This is a genomic window from Paenibacillus sp. Marseille-Q9583, assembly GCF_976954365.1.
The window spans coordinates 189,483-213,989 of record NZ_CDRJTB010000001.1 but is presented as its reverse complement, the minus strand read 5'-3'; the positions used below and the strand labels follow the sequence as shown (position 1 = coordinate 213,989).

The 24,507-nt window shown below is 46.6% G+C and carries 22 protein-coding genes; 17 read left to right on the top strand and 5 right to left on the bottom strand.

Annotation, left to right across the window (positions count from 1 at the left end):
- Positions 1-161: 161 nt before the first annotated feature.
- The 7 genes from ACWNM1_RS00875 (at position 162) to ACWNM1_RS00845 (ending at position 7,417) form a co-directional block, all read left to right on the top strand.
- Entirely contained in the window at positions 162-1,271 is a 1,110-nt protein-coding gene (locus ACWNM1_RS00875; RefSeq protein ID WP_042194671.1) for an ABC transporter ATP-binding protein, read from the top strand.
- A complete protein-coding gene (locus ACWNM1_RS00870; RefSeq protein WP_042192705.1) occupies positions 1,261-2,073 on the top strand; it encodes an ABC transporter permease in 813 nt (270 codons plus the stop codon). Before ACWNM1_RS00875 ends, ACWNM1_RS00870 begins: the two co-directional genes overlap by 11 nt.
- On the top strand, positions 2,063-2,896 hold the full coding sequence (locus ACWNM1_RS00865; protein WP_042131492.1) for an ABC transporter permease: 834 nt from the start codon (positions 2,063-2,065) through the stop codon (positions 2,894-2,896). The genes ACWNM1_RS00870 and ACWNM1_RS00865 overlap by 11 nt, the downstream gene beginning before the upstream one ends.
- Positions 2,893-3,966 carry an ABC transporter substrate-binding protein gene (locus ACWNM1_RS00860; protein ID WP_449599199.1) on the top strand — a complete coding sequence of 358 codons (1,074 nt, stop codon included), beginning with the start codon at positions 2,893-2,895 and terminating at the stop codon, positions 3,964-3,966. Before ACWNM1_RS00865 ends, ACWNM1_RS00860 begins: the two co-directional genes overlap by 4 nt.
- A 209-nt stretch (positions 3,967-4,175) precedes the next feature.
- Positions 4,176-4,850 carry a response regulator transcription factor gene (locus ACWNM1_RS00855; RefSeq protein ID WP_341059230.1) on the top strand — a complete coding sequence of 225 codons (675 nt, stop codon included), beginning with the start codon at positions 4,176-4,178 and terminating at the stop codon, positions 4,848-4,850.
- The gene (locus ACWNM1_RS00850; RefSeq protein ID WP_449599198.1) at positions 4,847-6,214 is read left to right on the top strand and encodes an ATP-binding protein; all 1,368 of its coding nucleotides are present in this window, start codon (positions 4,847-4,849) and stop codon (positions 6,212-6,214) included. Before ACWNM1_RS00855 ends, ACWNM1_RS00850 begins: the two co-directional genes overlap by 4 nt.
- Positions 6,215-6,436: 222 nt before the next feature.
- The gene (locus ACWNM1_RS00845; protein ID WP_449599197.1) at positions 6,437-7,417 is read left to right on the top strand and encodes an alpha/beta fold hydrolase; all 981 of its coding nucleotides are present in this window, start codon (positions 6,437-6,439) and stop codon (positions 7,415-7,417) included.
- 67 nt (positions 7,418-7,484) lie between these two features.
- Here ACWNM1_RS00845 and ACWNM1_RS00840 read toward each other — a convergent pair whose 3' ends face one another.
- The 3 genes from ACWNM1_RS00840 to ACWNM1_RS00830 all read right to left on the bottom strand — a co-directional run bounded on the left by ACWNM1_RS00840 (position 7,485) and on the right by ACWNM1_RS00830 (position 10,113).
- Positions 7,485-8,306: a class I SAM-dependent methyltransferase gene (locus ACWNM1_RS00840; RefSeq protein ID WP_449599196.1), complete on the bottom strand. Its 822-nt coding sequence runs from the start codon at positions 8,304-8,306 to the stop codon at positions 7,485-7,487.
- A 293-nt stretch (positions 8,307-8,599) separates the two neighbouring features.
- Positions 8,600-9,451 carry a 1,4-dihydroxy-6-naphthoate synthase gene (locus ACWNM1_RS00835; protein WP_449599195.1) on the bottom strand — a complete coding sequence of 284 codons (852 nt, stop codon included), beginning with the start codon at positions 9,449-9,451 and terminating at the stop codon, positions 8,600-8,602.
- Positions 9,451-10,113 (bottom strand): futalosine hydrolase, encoded by a 663-nt coding sequence (locus ACWNM1_RS00830; RefSeq protein WP_449599194.1) that lies wholly within the window; start codon positions 10,111-10,113, stop codon positions 9,451-9,453. The genes ACWNM1_RS00835 and ACWNM1_RS00830 overlap by 1 nt, the downstream gene beginning before the upstream one ends.
- 287 nt (positions 10,114-10,400) lie before the next feature.
- Between ACWNM1_RS00830 and ACWNM1_RS00825 the strand changes: the two genes are divergently transcribed.
- From ACWNM1_RS00825 to mprF, 7 genes are all read left to right on the top strand, one after another.
- Positions 10,401-10,874 carry a MarR family winged helix-turn-helix transcriptional regulator gene (locus tag ACWNM1_RS00825; protein WP_449599193.1) on the top strand — a complete coding sequence of 158 codons (474 nt, stop codon included), beginning with the start codon at positions 10,401-10,403 and terminating at the stop codon, positions 10,872-10,874.
- 139 nt (positions 10,875-11,013) lie between these two features.
- The gene (locus tag ACWNM1_RS00820) at positions 11,014-11,415 is read left to right on the top strand and encodes a DoxX family protein (protein ID WP_449599192.1); all 402 of its coding nucleotides are present in this window, start codon (positions 11,014-11,016) and stop codon (positions 11,413-11,415) included.
- A gap of 17 nt (positions 11,416-11,432) precedes the next feature.
- Entirely contained in the window at positions 11,433-12,383 is a 951-nt protein-coding gene (locus tag ACWNM1_RS00815) for a ring-cleaving dioxygenase (RefSeq protein ID WP_449599190.1), read from the top strand.
- Positions 12,380-13,000 (top strand): alpha/beta hydrolase, encoded by a 621-nt coding sequence (locus ACWNM1_RS00810; protein WP_339799300.1) that lies wholly within the window; start codon positions 12,380-12,382, stop codon positions 12,998-13,000. Before ACWNM1_RS00815 ends, ACWNM1_RS00810 begins: the two co-directional genes overlap by 4 nt.
- A gap of 153 nt (positions 13,001-13,153) precedes the next feature.
- A complete protein-coding gene (locus ACWNM1_RS00805; protein ID WP_449599188.1) occupies positions 13,154-14,386 on the top strand; it encodes a multidrug effflux MFS transporter in 1,233 nt (410 codons plus the stop codon).
- A 111-nt stretch (positions 14,387-14,497) separates the two neighbouring features.
- The gene (locus tag ACWNM1_RS00800; protein WP_449599186.1) at positions 14,498-14,848 is read left to right on the top strand and encodes a FlxA-like family protein; all 351 of its coding nucleotides are present in this window, start codon (positions 14,498-14,500) and stop codon (positions 14,846-14,848) included.
- A 282-nt stretch (positions 14,849-15,130) separates the two neighbouring features.
- Entirely contained in the window at positions 15,131-17,782 is a 2,652-nt protein-coding gene (gene mprF, locus ACWNM1_RS00795; RefSeq protein ID WP_449599185.1) for a bifunctional lysylphosphatidylglycerol flippase/synthetase MprF, read from the top strand.
- 527 nt (positions 17,783-18,309) lie between these two features.
- On the opposite strand, the gene ACWNM1_RS00790 is transcribed toward mprF, so the two are convergent.
- Both ACWNM1_RS00790 and ACWNM1_RS00785 read right to left on the bottom strand, forming a co-directional pair.
- Positions 18,310-19,782 carry an alpha-amylase gene (locus tag ACWNM1_RS00790; protein WP_449599397.1) on the bottom strand — a complete coding sequence of 491 codons (1,473 nt, stop codon included), beginning with the start codon at positions 19,780-19,782 and terminating at the stop codon, positions 18,310-18,312.
- A gap of 138 nt (positions 19,783-19,920) precedes the next feature.
- Positions 19,921-21,513, bottom strand: coding sequence for a histidine kinase N-terminal 7TM domain-containing diguanylate cyclase (locus ACWNM1_RS00785; protein ID WP_449599184.1), 1,593 nt, complete (start codon positions 21,511-21,513; stop codon positions 19,921-19,923).
- A gap of 282 nt (positions 21,514-21,795) precedes the next feature.
- On the opposite strand from ACWNM1_RS00785, the gene ACWNM1_RS00780 reads away from it, so the two are divergent.
- Genes ACWNM1_RS00780 through ACWNM1_RS00770 form a run of 3 tightly spaced genes read left to right on the top strand, consistent with a single transcriptional unit; the run spans position 21,796 to position 24,310 of the window.
- The gene (locus tag ACWNM1_RS00780) at positions 21,796-22,578 is read left to right on the top strand and encodes an ABC transporter ATP-binding protein (RefSeq protein WP_449599183.1); all 783 of its coding nucleotides are present in this window, start codon (positions 21,796-21,798) and stop codon (positions 22,576-22,578) included.
- 2 nt (positions 22,579-22,580) lie between these two features.
- Positions 22,581-23,393, top strand: coding sequence for an ABC transporter permease (locus ACWNM1_RS00775; RefSeq protein ID WP_449599182.1), 813 nt, complete (start codon positions 22,581-22,583; stop codon positions 23,391-23,393).
- Complete coding sequence (locus ACWNM1_RS00770; protein WP_449599181.1) at positions 23,393-24,310, top strand: ABC transporter permease; 918 nt, start codon at positions 23,393-23,395, stop codon at positions 24,308-24,310. The genes ACWNM1_RS00775 and ACWNM1_RS00770 overlap by 1 nt, the downstream gene beginning before the upstream one ends.
- Positions 24,311-24,507: the final 197 nt, after the last annotated feature.

Here is a 24,507-nt window from a genome sequence, read left to right as displayed (position 1 = left end):
CATATAATGGTACAATCTAATATGCTATATCTATTGGAGTGTCGAATGAGAGGAGGAATTGTCGCTTATTAGCGCTGAGCATGCCCATTCGATTGTTCTCCGCGAGATGCGGGTAAAATAGTATTGTGATACTTTAGGCAGGGAGGTTGTTAGCTATAACTATTCAGGAAGGCACCATTATTTCATTTGAAGAGGTTACCAAGCAATATGACGACGAAGATCCGGTGTTAAAAGGAGTCAGCTTTGAGATAGAGCGCGGCAAATTCTATACACTACTTGGTCCATCAGGCTGTGGTAAAACGACTATTCTACGATTGATCGCTGGGTTCGCAGAGCCAACAAGCGGTTCTATCTATTTAAACGGTAAAGTGATCAACCACATTCCAGCCAATGAGCGGCAGGTAAATACGGTCTTTCAGGATTATGCATTATTTCCACACCTGAACGTATTCGAGAATGTGGCTTTCGGACTGCGCATTAAGAAGCTTAAGAAAGACGTCATCACGAAGAAGGTGCAGGAAGCGCTAAGTTTCGTCAACCTTGTGGGCTATGAGCAGCGTGCCATTAACGAAATGTCCGGTGGTCAACGTCAGCGCGTGGCCATTGCCCGTGCGATTGTGAATGAGCCGCAGGTTCTTTTGCTGGACGAGCCGCTATCTGCGCTCGATCTGAAGCTGCGAACAGAGATGCAGTACATACTGCGTGAAATGCAGCAACGACTTGGTATTACCTTTATTTTTGTTACACATGACCAGGAAGAGGCACTCGCGATGTCCGACTGGATTTTTGTCATGAACAAAGGAAAAATCGAACAAAGCGGAACACCTAACGATATCTATGATGAGCCAATTAACCGCTTTGTAGCTGATTTTATTGGCGAGTCCAACATTGTTCCGGGTGTTATGATTGAAGACTATCTGGTGGAGTTTAACGGGCGCCGTTTCGAATGCTTCGATGCCGGTCTTAAACCAAATGAATCTGTGGAGATTGTTATACGTCCAGAGGATTTGGAGATTTCAACGCTGGAACAGGGCAAGCTACGTGTGCGAGTGGATTCCCAGTTGTTCCGTGGCGTACACTATGAAATCAGTTGTTATGATGAATCCGGACATGAATGGCTTGTGCATTCTACACGTAAGGCGACGGTAGGTAGTGAAATTGGCCTTTACTTTGATCCGGAAGCGATTCATGTTATGCGTTTTGGTGAAACGGAGGAAGAGTTCGACAAACGTCTGGAAGCTTACGGCGAGGTGGAGAGTCATGAAGAATAAGGGCAGATCGTATTATCTCATCCCTTATTACCTGTGGATTGCCTTGTTTGTAATCGCACCAGTGCTGCTTGTCATCTATTATTCTCTATTTGATCTGGATGGGCATCTTACGCTAGATAACTACGTGAACTTCTTTACACCTGTGTACTTAAAAATGACGCTGACCTCATTCTGGTATGCGTTTCTGATTACAGCATTCTCTTTGCTGGTCGCCTATCCGGCGGCATATCTGTTGACGAGAACGAAGCATAAGCAGCTATGGTTATTGCTGATTATTTTACCGACATGGATTAATTTGCTGCTGAAAACTTACGCTTTTATCGGCATATTTGGTACGTTCGGACCAATCAACAATTTCTTTGATCTGCTTGGAATCGGAGAACAACAAATTTTGTTTACGGGCTTCAGCTTTGTATTTGTATCTGTGTATATCTTTATCCCATTCATGATCTTGCCGATTTACAGCGCTTTGGAGGATCTTAATTTATCCTTGCTGGATGCGGCACGTGATCTGGGTGCTTCAGGCTGGACGACGTTCCGGCGCGTTATTTTTCCATTGACCATTTCGGGTGTACGTTCCGGATGTATGGCGGTATTCATACCAGCGCTGTCCCTGTTTATGATTACTCGTCTGATTGCAGGCAACAGGGTCATTACACTCGGTACTGCGATTGAGCAGCATTTTCTGGTCACACAGGACTGGGGCATGGGCTCCACGGTTGCAGTGTTTCTGATTGCTATTATGGCGCTGTTTATGATTATTACCGGCGGATCGCGGAAAGGGGTGCGGAATGAGAAATAAAAACGGGTTCTCCAATCTGTACCTAGTGCTAGTGTTCGCTGTTCTGTATGCGCCAATCTTCTATCTGATGTACTATTCGTTCAACAGCGGGGGGACGATGCACAAGTTCGAGGGCTTTACGCTGGATTACTACCGTGAGGTCCTTCAGGATACCCGTCTGATTATCATCATGATCAACACACTTGTAATCGCGCTTCTGTCCTCGGCTATCGCCACGCTTATCGCTATTATTGGTGCACTGGCCATTAAGAGTGTACAGAACCGCCGTGCTAAAAACACCCTGTTATCTCTGAACAACGTATTGATCGTTAGTCCGGATGTTATTATCGGTGCATCGTTCCTGATCCTGTTCACCATTGCAGGCATCAAGCTTGGCTTCGTGTCCGTCCTGCTTTCGCATGTCGCGTTCAGTGTACCGATTGCCGTGTTGATGATTCTGCCGCATTTACAGGATATGAGTCCTTCACTGACGGATGCAGCACGTGACCTCGGCGCAAGCCGCAAGGATGTTCTGACTAAGGTTATTCTGCCGATTATCAAACCGGGGATCTTTAGTGGATTCTTCATGGCACTTACGTATTCACTGGATGACTTTGCAGTTACGTTCTTCGTAACGGGTAATGGTTATTCGACGCTGTCGGTTGAGATTTATTCCAGAGCTCGGCAAGGGGTGTCGTTGTCCATTAATGCGCTATCGACACTGATCTTCCTGTTCACGATACTGCTCGTTGTCGGTTATTACTTCCTGACCCTTAAGAAGAACCGTCAGAATACTTCGGAAGCTGTGGCGGAGCCAGTAGCGGAAGCGGGGGTGCCTAGATGAAACAGCTGGTAAATGCTTTTCTGGCGATCATGATCACGGCATTCGCGTTAATGTACCTGGGCTCCTGGATGAACTCGAGAGAGGGCTATTCCGGAGGGAATACACTGACTATCTATAACTGGGGCGACTATGTCGATCCTGATCTGTTGAAGGAATTTGAAAAAGAGACCGGATTAACGGTCATTTATCAAACCTTTGACTCTAATGAAGCCATGCTAACGAAAGTGGAGCAGGGTGGAACTACTTTTGATGTCGTAATTCCTTCGGATTACGCCATTGCCAAGATGAAAGAAGAAAATTTACTCATACCGCTGGATCATAGCAAGGTTCCGAATTTAAAGAATATTGATTCGCGGTTTATGGACCTTTCCTTCGATCCTGGCAACAAGTATTCCGTGCCTTATTTCTGGGGAACGGTTGGGATTATTTTCAACCCTGACATGACCCAAGGGATGGACTTCACCAGCTGGGATTCCCTTTGGGACAGCAGGCTGAAGAATAACATTTTCTTGGTGGATGGAGCACGCGAAGTGATGGGTATGGCTTTGAACAGCCTGCACTATTCCGTTAATGACCGGGATGAGGCTCACCTGCAAGAAGCGCTGACCAAGCTGAATAGGTTGTCTCCTAACGTTAAGGCGATTGTCGGAGATGAGATTAAGATGCTGCTTGCCAATGAAGAGGCTGCGGTCGGGATTGTGTGGTCCGGTGATGCTTCTGAGATCATGGATGAGAATGATAAACTGGATTATGTAGTGCCTGAGGAAGGCTCAAACAAGTGGTTTGATAACATGGTCATTCCACGAACTGCGGATAATGTGGATGGAGCGCATAAGTTCATTAACTTCATGCTTCGCCCAGATGTAGCGGCTAAGAATGCAGAATACGTAGGTTATTCCACGCCTAACATTCCTGCGCTGGAGCTGCTTCCGAAGGAAACTTCCGAGGATACCCGGTTCTACCCGCCTGCTGAGATTACGGATCGGCTTGAGGTGTATGATAATCTTGGCAAACGGATGCTTGCTCATTACAATGAGCTCTTCCTGAAGTTCAAGATGAATAAGAAGTAAGTCGTTTGAAGGTGAAGTCAAACGACTCCAAGAGCGTCTACATGCGGATTACCGTATTAGACGCTCTTTTTTGAAATATAAGAAGGTATAAGTTTTGCGCTTTCGTGAAACGATCCTCACCCTTTAAATGATGCCGAAGGCGTTCCTTCTTGGCTGGAAGTATATTGTAGTATAATGACTAGGATGGATAACAGGAAAAGAGGTTACGAATGCCTACTATACTAGTTGCTGACGACGATGCGAACATTCGCGAACTCGTCTGTTTATTTCTACGTAACGACGGATTTGATACAGCCGAAGCTGCAGACGGCAAAGAAGCATTAGCCGTTTACGCCTCAAAGCAGGTTGATCTTGTTGTACTCGATATCATGATGCCGATTATGGATGGGTGGACGTTATGTAAAGAGCTCCGAAAAGCCAATCCGGATCTTCCCTTACTTATGCTAACTGCGAGAGGTGAAACCTGGGAGAAGGTGAAGGGCTTCGAACTGGGGACAGACGATTATTTGACGAAGCCATTCGATCCACTGGAGTTGACGGTTCGTGTTAGATCCTTATTGAAGCGATACAAGATTGGTTCGACACAGACGATCCATTTCGGTGACGTCATTCTTGATCGACAGACCTATAAAGTGATGAGAGGGACGGAGTCATTCACGTTGCCGCTCAAGGAGTTCGAATTGCTATATAAGCTCGCTGGAACACCCGGACAAGTCTATACGCGCGAGCAGCTAATTGATCAGATTTGGGGGATTGATTACGCTGGAGACGATCGAACGATAGATGTGCATATCAAACGTCTGCGCGAGCGGTTCGCGACTACTCCTGATTTTCGTATCGAGACGGTTCGTGGACTTGGCTACCGGCTTGAGGTATATGAATGATCAGATCATTATATACACGTGTTGTTCTGACCTTTCTGGTCTCCGTAATCGGAGGCACACTGATTTCTCTATTTGTAACAACCTGGGTATTTCAAGATAAATTAAACGAAAACCTGCGAATTCCCTTACTTCGTTTTGGTCAGGATATCGAACGGATATACGAAACCTTACCCTCACGTGAAGCCGATGCTCTTATAAGTGGAATGAAGCAGCTTGATTCCTATCATATTCGAATTTACGATGAGAACGGTCAGGTTCAGTCTTACGGAGCGCTTAATGGAGAGATCCCTGCTACCGTGACTAGAGAGCAACTAAAGAAAGTATTGGGTGGTGAAGCTCTTCAAGTTAAACCGAGTATAGGTGCTTCCAACCTCTTAGGACTACCTTTGAAAACCGAAATGGGAACGAAGGCGATGTTTGTGGAGCCGCTTGTGCCTCCTACTTTGTCTTCTACGAGGAATCTGCTATTTAACTTTTTGGCGTATTCGTTAATAACGGGGAGCGTATTGATACTGGTCGCTTCTATGTTCTTAGTGAGACCGATCAAAAGGCTGACAAAGGCAACTAGGCGAATAGCAACTGGGGATTTCAATGTCGAATTGAATATTAAGCAGATGGGTGAGCTAGGTACCTTGGCTAATAGCTTCGAGGAAATGATGCATGATCTGCAGCACCTTGAGCAAATGCGCAGGGAGTTCGTAACGAATGTGTCGCATGAGGTTCAGTCTCCGCTTACCTCGATATCTGGTTATGCTATTGCGCTCAAGAAAGTAGCCCTCACAGAGGGTGAACGGAATCGTTATCTCGACATTATTATTGCTGAAGCGGAGCGGATGTCCAAGATGAGCGATAGTTTGTTAAAGCTGAGCTTGCTTGAATCGCAATCCCAACAACTGCGGCTTATTACGTTCAGTTTGGATGAACAGATCAGACGTGTAATCGTGGCGATACAGCCCCAATGGTCGGCACGCAACATTAGTTTTGAACTTGAATTGAAATCAGTAATCGTATGGGCAGACCATGACCTGTTAAGTCAGGTGTGGACGAACCTCCTTGGCAATAGCATCAAGTTCTCTGAGGATGACAGTGTGATTAACGTCAGCATCAAACAAGATTTGGACAATGTAACCGTCCGAATATCCGACACTGGCATTGGTATTTCTCCCGAGGACCAAGAGCGTATATTTGAACGCTTCTTTAAAGCCGATCGTTCTCACAGCCGCAAGTATGGCGGTAGCGGGATGGGACTAGCCATTGTTAAACAGATCGTAGCGCTTCATAAAGGGGATATCCGAGTGGAAAGCGAACCTGGCCAAGGAACGACCTTCACCGTCACCTTACCAATTATAGTGCCGACAGAATAATTAGTGTTCAAGGATATTTTGCGAGGGGTTGAAATACACGCCTCATTGTTCATGCTCCGGTGTCACATGCAAGCCTCCTTGCGTGTGATGCTGGAGATTTTTTGGTCTATTCATACTGCGTTCACATTGTAGTCATTTGGAGTACATCTTCTTTGGTTAAGATCTTATTAGCGCAACGCTAAGGTAGCTTGTGTAATAGATTAGGACAGGGAGAAGATGAGGGTGACACAAACAGAGGTAATAAAGACGGAGAATGGAAAGAAGAAACATAAAGTACGTAACTTATTGCTAAAAATATTAGGAGCAATAGTGATTTTGATCGTGCTTTTTCTAGCCGTTGTTTATACAGTTAATGTGATTAGCAACAAAACAGATCAGAAAAAAATACATCAATATGGTCAGTTAGTTCCTGTTGACGGAAAAAGTATGAATGTTTTGATCCAAGGACAAGGGGAGCAGACTATTGTGCTTATCCCGGGCTTTGGAACTGGAGCGCCAGCACTTGATTTTAAGCCGTTGATTGATGAGTTATCACCATTTTACAAAGTGGTCGCGGTTGAGCCGTTTGGTTATGGATTAAGTGATGAGACCGATAAGGAACGAACTACAGCGAATATCATAAGTGAGGTTCATGAAGCCGTACAGAATCTAAACATTGACCAATATATTCTAATGGGTCACTCCATTGGAGGTATTTACGGATTGGAATATGCGAAGAAATATCCAAACGAAGTGAGTGCATTTGTAGGGGTTGATAGTAGTGTTCCTGAGCAAGGCGGTATGGATGTTAAATTCCCGATAAAAAAATTAAAGCTGCTCAAAGACTCAGGTATCATTAGATTGGGATTGCAATTAAGCGGTGACCCTTATGATGGACTGCCATTTGATGATGAGACCAAAAAACAAATGAAATTGATATCGCTCAAAAATATGAATAATTCCACTACCTTAAATGAAATGGAACATATATATCCTAACTTTGTCGCAGCCAGAGGGTTGAAATTCGACAAGAATCTTCCCATTATATTCTTTATACAAGCGAATAATACAACCGTGAAAGATTGGATTCCTCTGCATGAAGGGCAAGTTAAGGAATCTGTGCATGGAAAAGTGATGACGTTCGAGGGTGGACATTATTTACACCATTCCAGATCTAAGGAAATCGTTGAGAACCTAAATTTGTTCATGAAAGAAGTCAAATAAAATAAGAAAACGCTCCGACCTTCCTCCTAGGGGGAGAATCGGGGCGTTTTTGCGTTATGGGTAGAGATTATTTGATGCCGATTCTCATTCGGTAGCTGATCAGAACCTCTAAGGTGCGGCCTTGAAAATGGTCTTCAACTGCAGCGCTGAAATCTGCAATGTCCTGATTGAGTAGGGTAGCGTCTTGCTTCAGAACGGTTCTTATACCCCCTTGGCTTAGAGCGAGTCCAACATAGCGCTGTGCATCGCAGGACTCAAGATTATGAAATACGATCTCTCTTGCAAAAGAGAAAGCTCCACTAGCCTGAATTCGTGACAAATGCCCTTCTTTGTCCCATTTATGTGCTCTCTCAGCATCAGGTAAGAGCAAGGCGAGCAGTTCCTCGGATTTGGAGATCAGTTGGTTGTAACGTTCTTCTACCTTCTGTTGAAGGGGGAGAGGCCAGTCGCAATCGTAGGCAGCAAAGACGCCACCTGTTCTTAAGACCCTGGAGACTTCTCGAAGTGTGCTTTCAGGATCCATCCAGTGGAATGATTGTGAGCAGGTCACTATGTCTACGCTGTCCACTGCAAGTGGAAGCTGGTTAGAATAACCTTGTACAAAAGTGATGGATTGAGGATCTTCTATCCGGCTTAATTTATCGATTGCTTTTCCCAGCATATCTGGATTCGGTTCAATGCCAATTACGTTGTCCGCGATATCCTTCCACAGAAAAGTAGACAAGCCCGTGCCGCAGCCTATATCTGCGACGACTGAAGGTGTGCTGCCTAAGTAGTCGGTCAGCAGCTTGATGATCATGGCAGGAGCTTCAGGACGGTAGCGGTCATAGTCCTCTTGAAAGCCGAGAAATCGATCGATGTTTTGTTTGCTATTGTTTTCAGGTATCATGTGATCCTCCTTCATAGAACCTATTTATAGGTCTATTGTATAGTCATCGCTTCGCCTTGCCAAATAATGGTTCGAAGCAATCGCGGGGAATGTTACTCAGAGCAAGCATAAATGCCTTCGGCGTCCTTATAAGGACGGCAAACGTTTAAGCGGGAAATATAAGACATAAAGTATGGTGTGAAACTTATACTTTCTTATATTTTAAACAAAAATCCCCGGAGGACACCTTATGGTGTACCGGGGATTGTGGGTTATGTCTAGTTTTAAAGTGCGCTAAGAACGTCTAGCAAATGCTACCGAAGTAATGCAGGATCAATGGAAGGTACAAGTCCTTCTGCTGCAGCACGATTTAGTAAGGCGGTGATTGCAGCGTAGCCGTCATCACCTAGATTCATCGAGAAGTCGTTCACATAGAGATCAATGTGTGATTTAGCCACTTCTGGAGCGAGCTCTTGAGCGTGGCTAAGCACATAGTCTCTAGAATCAGTAGGATGATCCCACGCATATTGTAGAGAGCTGCGAATCCAGCCAGTGATGGCATCGGCATCCAGATCGCGGCGAGCAATGATCGCGCCGAGTGGAATCGGCAGTCCGGTATCGCTCTCCCACCAGCTGCCAAGATCAGTCAACATATTTAGACCATAAGATGCGTAAGTAAAGCGGGCTTCGTGAATCACCAGTCCGGCATCGATATGTCCGTCGCGTACGGCAGGCATGATCTCATCGAAAGGCATGACGACGATTTCGCCAATCCCTCCCGTTATATGCTGTGCTGCCCATAATCTGAAGAGCAGATAAGCTGTAGAACGTTCGCTAGGTACTGCAATTCGGCGCCCAGCTAGCTTCTCGGGACGTTTGATCGCTGTTGGGCCACTTGCTGTAAGAAGCAGCGGGCCGCAGCCACGACCCAGTGCACCGCCGCATGGCAGCAGTTTGTAGCGCTCAAGAACCCAAGGAAGGGCGGCATAGGAGATTTTAAGAACTTCAGGACCTTCTCCGTTAGCAGCAAGCGTGTTGGTAATATCAATGTCGGCATAGGTTACATTAAGTTGTGGTGCATTCGGGACAAGCCCGTGTGCCCAGGCATGGAATACAAAGGTATCGTTAGGGCAAGGGGAAAAAGCGATATTAAGCTCAGTTGTCATTACAGCACCTCCAATAGTATAGCGGCTGCCGCCGTTAATGCTTCCATTGCATCGCCGATTTTCCAGGCGGCCCGGTCGCGGGGACCGACCGGGTTCGAAATGGCGCGGAGCTCCAGTACCGGGAGCCCCAGCGCCTCAGCGGCCACGGCAACTCCGTGGCCTTCCATCGCTTCCGCGACGGCACCGGGATGCCGCGCGATGAGGGCGGCGACCGTCTCCGCGGTGCCGGTCGCCGTCGAGACCGTAAGCACGGTCCCCGTGCTTACGGTCAGTCCGGCCGCTGCCAGCGCGGCCGAAACTGCCTGTACCGTGCCGCGGTCAGCCGGCACGGACACGCTGCCGAAGCCAAGCTCGGCAGCGCTGCGGAAGCCCTCCGGCGTCTCGGCCCCGAGGTCGGCGGCTATCATCTCGCTAGCAACGACCAGCGAGCCTAAAGGTGCCAACCCCGGGAAGCCGCCGCCGATCCCGGCGCTGATTACGCAGCCGTAAGATCCGGCTGCGAGTGCTGCGGCGGTTCCCGCCGCCGCTGCTGCCGTACCTGCGCCGGCAGCAATCACATGGAACCTGTCGCTGCCTTGTAGGCCGCGCAGGACAGCGTCTCGCTCTGCGGCTACGGCTGTTACGATCAGCACGCGCCGCGCACCAGCTTGTTCCTCCACCATCAGGTTGCCTCCTTTGAGAGATGTGAAATCGCTTACTAAATAGTCATTCGTAAAGACAAGAATACGCCGTTTTAAGGGTCAGGTCAAACTTAGAGTGATTTTCATCACGCTCTTAAAAAGTCGTAGAAAGAACATTAACAGCTCGTTAAGCACCTTATGTTATCTTTTTGGAGTGGCAAGGTTGACAAAGATAGTGTGAGGAAGTATAGTTATCTTAACTTAAAGATATTTAATGTAAAGACATTTACTTTATATTGAACAACATCGCTGTCAAACTGGAGGTGGGAATGATGAGTAATACCGAAGAGAATGTTCTTAATACTGAGAATACTACGGAGATGGATCAGGCGTCTTCTTTAAAGTTATTTGTTGTATTGTCTAAGGCTTACAGAAGCTTGATGGATCAAGCTGTGAAGGATATGAAGAGTTACGGGCTGGCATCTGCCGAATTCATGGTGCTTGAGGTGCTGTATCACCGGACCCGTATTCCACTACAACAGATTGGAGAGAAGATTCTCGTTACGAGTGGAAGCATCACCTATAATATCGACAAGCTGGAGAAGAAAGGTCTGCTGAAACGTGTGCCGTGTAGCGAGGACAGACGCGTGACCTATGCGGAGATTACGGATGCAGGGCGTGAGCTGTTCGATAAGATTTTCCCGCGTCATGTGGCTTCGATTCATGATCTGATGCATGGACTGGATAAGGAAGAGAAGGGCCAGGCTATCGATTTACTGAAGAAGTTAGGTAAAGGTGTATAGAGCGCTGAAATATCATTAGGAAGAGCGCTTCTATAAGGTTAGAAGCAGTTCGCTGCTTCTTGCCGCTGGTAGACAAAAAAATTTATCATATATCTTAATGTTAAGATAATTAAATCAAAGGAAATTGGAGTGGATAGAAATGATAAGTGCAGGGATATTATTGATGAGATTAGTGATCGGAATTGCGTTCATAGGACATGGTGCTCAGAAGCTGTTTGGATGGTTTGGTGGTTATGGACCGAAGGGTACAGGCGGCTGGATGGAGTCCATCGGCATTAAACCAGGGGTTACAATGGCGGTATTGGCAGGCATTCTAGAGCTGGCGGGTGGATTTATGTTCGCGGCAGGGCTACTAACTCCTGTTGCAGCAGTGTTAATCGCTGCTACGATGCTTGGAGCCATCATTAAGGTTCATGCGCCAAATGGCTTCTGGTCTACTGCAAATGGTATTGAGTTTCCACTCACAGTACTTGTGGTTGCGGTAGGTATAGCACTTACGGGGCCGGGTTCGATTTCTCTGGATGCCTTGATTTTTAACTAAGAAGGGGGTTTATAATAATGACACTTCAAACTGCAGGAATCCACCATATTACAGCTTTTGTTGGCGATGCTCAGCGTAATGTTGATTTTTATGCCGGTATTTTAGGACTACGGCTGGTGAAGAAAACGATTAATTTTGACGCTCCGGAAGTTTATCATTTATATTTTGGGAACGAACAGGGTGCACCGGGGACGATAATTACATTCTTTCCATCTTCCGTGGGGCGTAAAGGTAGAATCGGCGCTGGACAGGTCGGTGTAACCACTTATGCAATACCTGTGGGCTCTTTGGCATTCTGGAAACAACGTCTTGCTGCATATCAAATTTCGGTCACCCTCAGCAATAGAATCTCGGAAACCTATCTATCCTTCACTGATTATGACGGTTTGCGTATTGACCTTGTGGAACGTGAGGAAGGAGCGCTTAGTAAGTGGTCTTTCGGAGGGGTTCCTACCGAGCATGCGATCAAAGGGTTCGGTGGCGCTGTGCTCTACAGCAACAATCCGCTGCAAACGGCAGAGACGCTTGTCCATACGATGGGAATGGAGCATATCGCGGATGGAGACGGATATAGTCGTTACAGAACCACTGGCGATTTGGGTAATATTATTGATCTGAAGACAACGCCAATCCCGCTAGGTGCGGGAGGTACAGGTACGGTTCACCATATTGCTTGGCGTGCAAAAGATGATGCTGAGCAGCTGGAATGGGGGCAACATGTACAGAGCCATGGACATCATCCAACACCGGTTCAAGACCGCCAATACTTCAATGCGATCTATTTCCGTGAAAGAGGGGGGATCCTCTTCGAGATTGCTACAGACCCTCCAGGCTTTGCTCGAGATGAGGCACCGGATGCTCTGGGCGAGAAATTGATGCTGCCTTCTTGGTATGAACCGCATCGTGCGGCTATCGAAGAAAATTTAAGTCCTATTCAAATAAGAGAAATTGAGGTGAAGCAGGGATGATTCATGTATTCCATAAAGGTAAAGATGTAACGAAACCCACGCTTGTATTATTTCACGGTACTGGAGGCAATGAGCAGGACTTGCTGCCGCTTGCCGGGTTGTTATCTCCTGATTCATCGGTGCTAGGCATCAGAGGGAATGTGCTGGAGAATGGTATGCCGAGGTTCTTCCGACGGTTAGCTGAAGGGGTATTCGATGAAGCAGATCTAATCTTCCGTACTCACGAGATCAAGCAGTTTCTGGATGAAGCCGCAGCACAATACGGCTTCGATGCCAACAATCTGGTAGCCGTAGGTTACTCTAACGGTGCGAACATTGCAGGCAGCCTGCTGTTCCATTATAAGGATGTTTTCCGCGCTGCAATTCTACTGCATCCGATGGTACCGCTTCGGAATATTACACTTCCTTCGCTGGAGGGAGTATCTATCTTCATTGGAGCGGGCACAAATGATCCGCTTATCGCTTCATCGGAGACTGAGGATTTGGAGATTATTTTACAGAAGGCAGGCGCAGAGGTTACAACACACTGGGGGAATCAAGGTCATCGCCTGAGTGTTGCTGAGGCTGAAGCCGCTAGAGATTGGTTGCAAATGCGCAGCACATCTACAAATGCATAAAACAATCAGAATAACCGCCGAATGGCGGTTATTCTTGTTATACAGGCACCTATAACCCTCCATAAAAGGATTGATCAATTCACTTCCTTTACGTTAGTATGAAGAATACAAAAAAGGCCCAAGGGTTGCTTTAGAAAGGTTGAAGTAAGGATTATGATTGGAATTCAAAATGGGAATAAGCTTGCCTCAGATGGACCCTCACGGAAGCAGAGATTACAGCTGGCTGTGATTCTCGGCTCCATTACAACAATCGGCCCGTTGTCGATTGATATGTATTTGCCGGCACTGCCTACGCTTGTCGCGGATTTCGGTACGACGGCTGCTTTAGTGCAGCTTAGTCTGACCTTCTTTTTGCTGGGGCTTGCTTCAGGTCAGTTGGTCGCTGGACCGCTGAGTGATGTATACGGCCGCCGTCGTCCGCTTCTTATAGGCATGTTCATCTACGCCGTTTCCTCAGTGCTATGTGCTTTTAGTCCTTCGATTGGACTGCTGATCGTATTGCGGTTTATTCAAGGTCTTGCTGGTTCAGTGGGGGTGGTTGTCTCTAGAGCGGCTGTTCGTGATTTATATAGTGGCTCTGAACTCACGAAGTTCTTCTCACTATTGATGATTGTGAATGGTCTCGGACCGATATTAGCTCCGGTTATTGGGGGCCAGCTGTTAAGGGTGACTACATGGCAAGGGATATTCCTCGTATTATTTGCTGCCGGAATTATTTTTTGTTTAACTATTTTATTGCGCTTGCCGGAAACGCTGCCGAAGGAGCGACGCTCTAAGAGTGGACTGAAGGGTACACTGCTTACCTTCCGGGTATTGCTGGGCAATCGTAAGTTTATGGGTTATGCCTTGTCTCAAGGTTTCGTTACAGCATCTATGTTCGCGTATATCTCAGGTTCTTCTTTTGTATTGCAAAATATTTTTGCGGTTACCCCGCAGGTATATAGTCTGATCTTTGCAGTGAATGGGATTGGGATTATTATTACTGGCCAAATTGCCGGTAGACTTGCTGGAAAGGTAAGTGAGACTAAGCTGTTACTCAGTGGACTATTGCTCTGTACGATAGGGGGCATCTTGCTACTGCTGACGGTTCTAGTAGGAGGAGGATTGATTCCTATTCTGATCTGTCTATTTGCGGTTGTCTCCAGTGTAGGGATTGTCGGAGCGACCAGCTTCTCACTGGCGATGCAAGATCAAGGTGAAACTGCAGGCAGTGCCTCGGCATTAATCGGATTAATCCCCCTGTTGCTAGGTAGCTGTGTAGCGCCACTTGTGGGTCTTGGTGGCGTTGAGTCCGCACTTCCGATGGCGATTGTGATGGCATGTACGGGAATTCTCTCGATTCTATCTTATCTGCTGCTTGTTAGACGAGGAAAAGCAAGCTCCTAGCGGTCTATCATTGTAACCTGGCAAGTAGTACTTTCAGCAAACTTTCAGCGGGTCTTAACGTTCCTTACTTGCAAAAGGATTATATTGGAGGTAAGGAAGGGAGGGATAACCATGAGTATATCAGCAGTCTCAGGTTCCACATCGTATACTACCTCGACATCTAGCACTACAGATACCAGTACGCTTGAGAAACAAAAAGCGAAACTGGGAGCAGAACTGGACAAGATTAATGCCAGCTCAGACGATGACAAGACCAAGGAAACGAAAACGAAGCAAATTGAGCAACAGATTAAGATCATCGAGGCACAAATCTCGCAGAAGTCTCAGAGCAGTACTTCCTCCGCTAGCAGTGTTGTAGAGGCACCTGCCAAACCTGCGAACAATACGCTTGCTGCAGCAAGTCCGCAAGAGATAGCTACCGCAACAACGGATAGTAAAGGCACATTTGATATTCGAGTATAAACGCTAATTAAACCCGTGCTACATAACAGAGAGGACATCCTTTGCCGTGAGGGATGTCCTTTTTGTTGTACAATTTTATGTGTAAACTACAGTCTCAATGTTCCTTAGCTAAATAGAATTTCATTAACATTCTTTAACTATTGCAGGGATTAGGGCTGTGCTGGCAGTCTAATGTAGTAGGTGTTGATTATCATGGGTTTTTTATTCCAATAATTGTTATAATGAAATGGTTGTAAAAATTGTCTAGCACAACGTGTGTCGGCGGTAAGGGTAGGTGGCCTAATGCAATCAAAACAACAAACATTAGAAAGATTCAAAATTGTAAGGCTGTTCTTATCCATCTATCGGATTCGGGCGGTGAGAGCTCTCTTTCCAGTAGCTATCATAGCGCTGGTGTATTGGGAGGGGCAACATGAGCTGAAGCAGGTTCATTTAGGACTTATTATGCGTGAGCTAAGAAGAGTGCCTACATCTGCCGTTTTGCAAATGATCGGATTTGCACTTCTCGCAGTAGCTGTAATGAGTGCTTATGATTATTTGATACGAGCACATTTTCGTTTAAAAGTAGGGCTGTGGGACACCTTCCGTTATGCTTGGATAGCTAATACATTTAATAATTTAATTGGTTTTGCAGGTCTGGCTGGAGTGGGTTTAAGGACGTTGATGTACAAAAAAAGCGGAGTGTCAACTTCCGTCCTAACGCCGGCAATCGTTTTTTTATCACCACTCATGATTACCGGGTTATCTTTACTTTCTTGGGCAAATATTTTTGGTTTACTCCCGGCAACGGCATTGCTGGAAGAACATCATTGGTTAGTATTTGCGGTATGGGGGATGGCGCTTTATTTGCCGTTTTTTGTGTTTGTACAGCGCTCTGCTCTTTATGCAAAGTGGATTAATCGGGGACAAGGTAGAACACCCTGGCTTACAGTAGTTTCCTCTGTAGGTGCCTCCTTTCTGGAATGGAGTTTTGCTGGCGTAACGTTTTGGACAATCAGTAGTCATCTTTTGCACGAGGTACACTTTCCAGCCATATTCGGCATCTTTACGATTGCTGCCATCGCAGGCATCTTGAGTATGGCGCCTGGTGGTATCGGTGCTTTTGACCTTATTGCATTGCTGGGTCTTACGCAGCTTGGATTCAAAAGTGATCAGGCCATGGCAGTGCTTGTTATTTTTAGATTGTTCTATTATCTCATTCCATGGCTGATCGGATTGGTGCTGGCGGCACTGGAATTTGGTCTGCAGGGAAAAAAGGGTCAAGATCGTTCAGCTCCAGGGTTCGAACCCGCTCTTAACATTTGGCAGAGAATTTGGGGTTGGCCGGGTCAGTATACCTTTCTGAGCGATCTTGGTGTGTGGGCTCTAGGCAAGCTTGTACTAGCTAGCGGGCTTATTCTCTTACTATCAACAGCTACGCCCGGATTGTTGTACAGACTGAAGATTACAGAGGAAATATTGTCATTCTCGATCATGCAGCTCTCACATCATTTATCTGTACTTATTGGCTTTATGCTCATTTTGTTGTCGAGAGGCATTACATTACGGGTTCGTAGCGCGTACATCTGGACCAGCATTTTATTGTTTTCCGGGTCTGTGTTTGCGGTGGCTAAAGGCTTTGATTATGAAGAGGCGCTGTTTCTACTCCTCGTTGCACTCATTCTGTGGATCTCCAGATCTCGGTTCTACCGGATCAGTGCTCCCGTAAGCAGACAGAGTACGATTTGGTGGCTTGCGCTTACTTCAGTAATTGCCCTAAGCTACTATCTATTGGGCAGCCATGTACATCGTGGATTTCTGAAGCACCTCCCGCCCGGTGTAGAGCCAGAGTGGCTACAACGGCATAGTCATGTTGCTTTTACAGCCGTAGGGGGACTAGCTTTCTCTTGGATCATTCTTACTTTGGTGATCACCCTTAGACCCCATCGTAAACCGGAGGAGTTATTCGGAAATTTTGATATGGCAAGGCTGAAAAACTTTCTAGGTGAAGTTCGAGGCAATGCCTTAACTCATATGTTGTTTTTGGGTGATAAAAGCTTCTTCTGGGCGCAAGAAGGCAAGGTGCTGCTCGCTTTCGCTAGGGTTAGGGATAAGCTTGTAGTCCTTGGTGATCCTTTGGGAGAGAGAAGTCTCATGAATGAGGCAATCAGTGAATTTAGACAAGCTGCAGATAAGTACGGTCTGGTCGTAGTTTTTTATCAGGCCACACCTGATTTCTTATCGATCTATCATGAGCAGGGATATCGCTTTTTTAAGCTGGGGGAAGAGGCATTAGTAATGCTCGATACCTTTACGCTCAGTGGCAAAAAGAACAGTGATTTGCGAAGCGTATGCAACCGTTTTGAACGGGAAGGCTATGCATTCGAAGTTGTAGAAGCACCGCACGCTGAAGATTTACTACGAGAGCTGCGATCCGTTTCGAACGAATGGTTGAATGGGCGCACCGAAAAAGGGTATTCGCTGGGTTGGTTTAACGAGGCCTATCTGCAGCTGGCTCCAATCGTGCTCCTGCGAAATGCCCAAGGGACGATACTGGCATTTGCTTCTATTGCAAATGGGTATGATCAGGGTATGACCTTATCGATTGATTTGATGCGCCATCGAAAGAATGTGCCGAACGGAACGATGGATTATTTATTTGTTCGTTTGCTAGAATGGGCGAAATCTAAGGGATATCATCGATTCAATCTAGGTAATGCCCCGCTGTCCAGTGTGGGTGAGAATGCTGGGGCCTTGAAAGAGGAGAAGCTGGCTCATCTCGTATTTAAAAGAGGGGGGCATTGGTACGGCTTTGTCGGACTTCGCCGCTATAAAGAAAAATTCAGCCCGGAGTGGGAACCGCGTTACTTGGCTTATCCGGCTTCCATAGCATTGCCGATCTTAACGCTCGATCTGGTGAGGTTAGTATCCCGCCATCCAAGGGCGGAGGAATAGAGTGAGGCGTGCGTGGAGTCTCTATGTACATTGGCCTAACTAAAGAAGAGGGTGCCGTCTCAAAGTAGTTTTAGCTACTTGGGTACGACCCTTTTTTTGCGTTGAAGGTTAATTGAAGTTTCAAATGATGGTTTGAGTGAAACATCCCTGAAATTCTAAAATTACTGGTCATAAGAATAATTAGGGGAAATATCCCTAAAATTCATCTGATTTGGTGGGAAATCAAGGCATTACCCTAATTTTTAGGGAGGAATTCCCTAATTTCGTTGATTATAAGCGAATATCGAATATTTTTAGGGAGCTTTTCCCTAATTACTGTTAAACTCACTCCGCCCACCGCAAAAACACCCACCGCACATCCCCGCTGCATATTCTCATCATCGTCTGCCATCATCACCCAATCTGAAAAGGTTTAATGGTTAAGTGAGGTCTTTACTTGGACTATTCCATAAAATAGATGAGGCTGCCCCGTAAGCAGCATTCACTACTTTCGAGAGCAACCTCATCTATTTTGAGTAACACAACCCTTATTTTTCGTCGACTTTTTTATCAGGCAGAGCCCAGATAGATACGCTGCCACCGTTGACCGGGAAGGTCGCCCAGCCATCTTTTTCAATCGTTATAGTCGCCTTGTGATTATGGGTGAAATCTACCCAGGCTTCACCCGCGCGTTGTTCCCCTACGAACATTCTTTTTTGGCCGTTCTCACCGTTACTAATCACAACCGCACAACCAGAGCGCTCGATGTCTTTCACGCCGAGTCGCGTCCAGCCAATCGTGTTGGGATGATCGAAATAATCCTTCTGTTCACCATAAGCCTTGTGATAGCGGGTGTATAATAGCGGATCAATGGCATCTTTTTTACCTGGTACAGGTGTAGGACCTTCAATTCCATAATAATCGCCATAAAAGACAACCGGATATCCATCGCGTCGCAGTAGGATAAGTGCATAAGCACTTTGCTTAAACCAATCATCTACCCAAGATTCCAGAGCTTCATGGGGTTGAGAATCATGATTATCAACGAATGTCACAGCATTAGTAGGATGGGTCTGCACCAGTGTGTCGTCGAGGATTTTGGTTAAATCAAAGTTTCTCCCCCCCAAGGAAGCTGAATGCAGCTTGTAGTGAAGGGAGACATCGAAGAGGTCGATCTTATAATCGACGGTATTTAGAAATTGTCGGCAGGATTCTAAATCCGAATTCCAGAACTCACCCACGATATAGAAATCCTTCTCACATTTATTAAACATTTCTACCGCGAATTGTTTCACAAACTCATGGTTGATATGCTTGATGGCATCTAAGCGAAAGCCGCTGCAGTGGAGCGTGTCCACCAGCCATTTTCCCCATTGGATCATTTCTTTTTTGACTTCTGGATGACTGTAATCAATATTTGCAAACATTAGATAATCGTAGTTGCCGAACTCGTCGTCAACATTCTGGTTCCATGTTTTATTCTCGCCTGCGATACGGAATACGCCAGTTCGCCCCGACTTGGCGTCGAAGTCTGTGCCGTTAAAATGATTGTGATTCCATTTAAAGGAAGAGTGTTCATCACCGCGGCCGGGGAAGGTGAATTTAGTCCAGCCCTCAATCTCGAAAGGCTTGGAGATTTCTTTCATCCGGTCATTAGGGTCGACCTCGATCACCTGGAAGACTTCCTTTTCATCCGCTCCTGCCTTGTGATTCATGACCAAATCAACGTACACGGCAATGCCGTTTTTTTGACATTCCGAAATGGCTTCAATCAGTGCTTGTTTGGTGCCATATTTGGTGCGTACCGTACCTTTTTGGTCATATTCGCCCAGATCGTAAAGATCATACACGCCATAGCCTGTATCGTCGGCGGAGACGGCCTTTGTCACAGGAGGTACCCAAACAGAATCAATGCCTACGGCTTTTAGTGCGGAAGCTGTTTCTTTTAGGCGATCCCAGTGTTTCCCATCCGCAGCAACATGCCATTCAAAAAATTGCATCATTGTATGGTTCCTCATTATTTCTTGCGCCTCCATATCCATAAAGCGAATTTTTTCTACACTCTGATTAGATTTTCAGATAACTCTTATTAAACGTAAAAACAGACTATGAAAAATAAGGCAGGCTGATGAATGCGTTAGGAGGGACAAAGATGCGATTTATATAGGCTTGAAAAGTGTAATTTCTGATCTCTGGGAGAGGTGGACAGCGTTGCGTCCGTTTCGTTTGGAACTGTACAGAGCATGATCAGCCTCTGACAGTAGCTCTTCTAGAGTGGCTTTAGGACTTAGGGCTTCTACTACTCCGAAGCTGGCAGTCACGTTAATGGACCCGATGAGCGTATACAAGACACTTTGTTCAATATCTGCGCGGATAGTTTCGCAGAGTTGTGCGGCTTGCTTCAGTGACGTATCTGGCAAACAGATCACAAATTCCTCACCGCCATAACGTCCGAAGATGTCACCCTCCCGGATATGTCTGTTGCATACCTCGACAATGTGCTGAAGGGCTTGATCTCCATATTGATGTCCGAATCGATCATTAATGCTTTTGAAGAAGTCTACATCCAGCAAAATAATCGATAGTGAACTCCGATTGCTCGCGGCCTGAACAAGAAGCCCTCGGCTCAGCTCCAAAAAATAGGTACGGTTATAAATCGCCGTCAGACTATCCATCGTAGCCAATTGACGCAGCTTATCTTGAAGCAGTATTCGTTCAGTTACGTCAATCAGCATGATCATTTGTCCTGCTAAGTATCCCCCTTGTTTCTGTACGGGAGAGGACCGAATTTGGTAGTAACAAATCTCGTCTCCTTTGATCCAAGCAACTTCCCGTTCTTCGCGTAGCAGTGGCTCTGTATCCATAACATAGGACAAGGCATCTTTGCCGGCATTAAGAAACAGTTGAGCCAGCGGTTTACCAATCGCTGAGGAATTAAGTCCTTCTATCATATCCGCGGCTGCGCGATTGTAATCGACGAGCATGTCCGAACGATCGGTGACAAGCACCCCATCTCGCATGCTTTCGAACAGATTCTCACGGGCGATAGGCGCAGCTGTTAGCATACCTCTTGATAGGATAGCCCAGATATATAGGGTGGAAGTGATACTCATAATGATGGGAACGGGGTCCATCCCGTAGGGAGTCAGGCCCATTAAATATAAAAAAGAGCCTAACGTTGGAAGGCTTAGTCCAATTAGAATGGTAAAGATTTGTCTCCGGTATACCCGTTTCATCCGGTTCCACTGCCATAACATAAGGCAGATAGCTGCCAGTAGACAGCCAAAAGTAAAGCTGCCGTGAACGATATACCAAGGTCCCATCACTACATCAACGAGTGGGGAGGGCGTATTGTCTCGCAAATAAATGGATTTATAGAAGAGGTGGTGGTAATCATTGGTCCACACCATCAGTGTTGTGATGAACGGTATGATATACAGCGCTGCTCGCATGCCCTTTTTAATTAGACTTTCCAGCCCTACGAAATGCATCACCATAATAAGGCTGGCGGGCGCTATAAAAGGCATCCCCAGGTACTCTACTTTAATCCAAAAACTCATTTCCTCCAGTGTTTTGCCCGATAGTTCTAGTGCGAAGCCGAAGGTATAAATCGCGGAAGTGAAGGAGCTTATAACAAAGGCTCTAATTCCTAAGAAATCCGTTTTTTTATAATAGGCGAAAAGGGCTAGTAAAACGCTCAGGACACCAGATATAGCCACAATAACAATATAATTCGAAATTACAGATCCCATGGGTCTATTGTCTCCTACTAAGGAAAGATATGGATAAATATTACCACATATCTACAAATATTTAAAAATCACTTCATTTGAAACTCGAATAAATGTCCCCCTAGACAAAATGACGTGATTTAGCGGGAGCTATTTTACTAATTGTCTAATGAGAGTCCAGTGAGCAGCGTGTAACATGTTAGTTAATACTACACAACAGAGGATTTTAACTCGACACACTCTCTAATGAGTCAGATTAATTAACATTAATTGCATAGCTTATTTTGATAAGGGGGGCTGAGGATGTCATTACTCGCGACAAATATTCCTGAAATTCAGCTGGAAAATGTTGAAATGCGCTATAGGGCAGAAGCTGCGGAAGTGCTTGCACTGCATCAGGTGAGTCTTGATATTGCAAAGGGGGAGTTCGTCTCACTGCTCGGACCTTCAGGATGTGGCAAAACAACGCTTTTGAGACTGATGGCCGATCTCATCGCACCAACGGGCGGGAACATTGTAGTCGCTGGAAAAAGTGCTAAAGAGGCAAGGCTGGCGCAGAAATATGGCATTGTTTTTCAAAGTCCTGTGCTGTATGACTGGCGGAAGGTGAAGCATAACATCACATTGCCGCTGGAACTGATGGGAGTTAAAAAGTCGATCCGTGAAGAGAGGGCGCTGGAGCTTCTTGATCTAGTGGGCTTGCAGAGCTTTGCGGATAAATACCCTTGGCAGCTCAGTGGGGGGATGCAGCAAAGAGTAGCGATTGCCAGAGCGCTATCGATGGAGCCGGAAATTCTACTGATGGATGAACCGTTCTCTGCCCTGGATGAGTTTACACGTGAGCGTCTGAACGAAGAGTTGTTATCTGTCTGGAGCAAGGTGCAGAACACGATTGTCTTCGTAACACATAGTATTCCTGAGTCGATATTCCTCTCTGACCGGGTGTTTGTCCTTTCCCCGCATCCAGGTCGCTTATCCGCCGTGGTTGAAATTTCTCTGCCACGTCCGCGAACGGCGGAAATGAGAAACAGCCCAGAGTTTTTCGAACTGATCGCAAGTATTCGCGACAGCTTTGAAGGGGTGTAGGGATGAAAGGGGGCAGTATCTTTGTACGGGGGCGCCTGCTGCCGTTGTTTGTCTGGATATTTGGTTTGCTGCTAGTTTGGGAAGGAACCTCCTGGATGCTGCTCCATGTAGTGGAGACACCGTTAGCTCAGTCCAAGTTGCCCTACGTTCATGAGGTGCTATCCACGCTGTGGAAGTATAGTGGCACGCTTCTGAAGGAGGGGGCTGCCACCTTTGGCAATGCTGGTGTTGGCTTCCTGATTGGTGCGGTGGCTGGTGCTTCACTGGCGGTGTTAATGAGCTTGTCGAAGACGATAGAGCAGTTAACTTTCCCCTACGCTATCGCCTCGCAGATGATTCCGATCTTGGGGCTGGCGCCGATCATTTATGGGATTGTGAGAGATGAGCAGACTTCACGGATTATTATTTCGGGTTATATTACATTCTTCCCAGTGGCTCTCAATATGCTGCGCGGCTTGCGAAGTGTGGATCCTTCCGCGCTGGAATTAATGCATTCTTACGCTGCGAAGCCGTGGGCAGTCTATTGGAAACTCAGGTTCCCAGCGGCCCTGCCGGGTTTGTTCGGAGGGCTTAAGATTGCTGCTCCGCTCGCAGTGACTGGTGCTATCCTGGTAGAGCTCATGGGTGCGCAGCACGGGATTGGCGTAATCATGCTGCGTAATCTCTACTATGGCAGCTCCCATACCTATATGTTCTGGTCTACGGTGATTGTCGGCGCTTTGTTGGGGATTGCAAGTTACTGGTTGATCAGTCTGATAGAACGTTTGGTGGCGCCGTGGCAGCCTGAACTTCGACCGAAAGGAGGTAGCCGCTAATGGAAACGGGCTCCGTTCGGGAGGCTTCATTTATAGGCTCTACTAGTAAAGAGGTGGCCCAGCCGGTATTAACCGCTACGCAGAAGAATGTTGCAACAGGCTCGAAGCCTGCGGTAATTGCCAAGCGTAAGGGCGGCTCGCATGGCCTAAAGAGGGTATTAAGTGCTGGGGTGCTGCTGCCTGTATTGGCGGGGGTGTTGTTTCTTGGGCTATGGGAGTTCGAATTCTTTCATAAGATCTTTGATCTGAAGAAATATCAGCTGCCGTTGCCCACAGCAATTGCCACGACCATGAGGGATAATTTCAGCATGTTGCTATCCTATACCGGATACACCCTTACTGAGGCTGTGCTGGGAATGTTGGTTGGTTCTGCTATCGGATTTCTGATCGCTTTAGCTGCTACAGCTTGGCCGCGCTGGGGAAGTGGAAGTTTAACTTTGGTTGCTGCTCTAAATGCTGTGCCCATCGTCGCCCTCGCGCCCATTATGAATCTGTGGTTCGGGGATGGGATAGGCTCGCGGATTGCCATAGTAACGGCAACTACAATGGCTGCGATGGCGATCAACGCCTATAAAGGCATGGCGGCGATCGATCCATTGGCGCTGGATCTGATGCATTCCTATGCGGCAGGTAAACCGGCAGTGTTTCGTTATCTGCGGATTCGCAATAGCTTACCCTATGTATTTACAGCACTGAAGATCAACGCGACGGCGAGTATGATTGGGGCGATTGTCGGCGAATTCTTCTTTTCCTCAAAAGGGCTTGGGTACCTGCTCTCCAATTCCATTAAAGTTGCCAAAATGCCACTGGGCTGGTCCTGTATTGTGCTGGCTGCAATTGCAGGCGTGCTCTTCTATTTAGTGGTTGAGCGGCTGGAGAAAGTATTCATTAAGTGGCATCCGTCGCAGCGTACTTAATCTCACCCTCATTACATCCAGCTATAGTGGGAATGGAAGAGAGAAACCGCCCACGGCTGTATGCATACAACGCACCACGATGATTGTCCCTACTGTGCTGTCTTGAAATATAAGGATTTATAAGTTTCACACTATACATCATCCTTATATTTCTCGCTTAAACGCTTATCGTCCTTATATGGACGACGAAGGCGTTT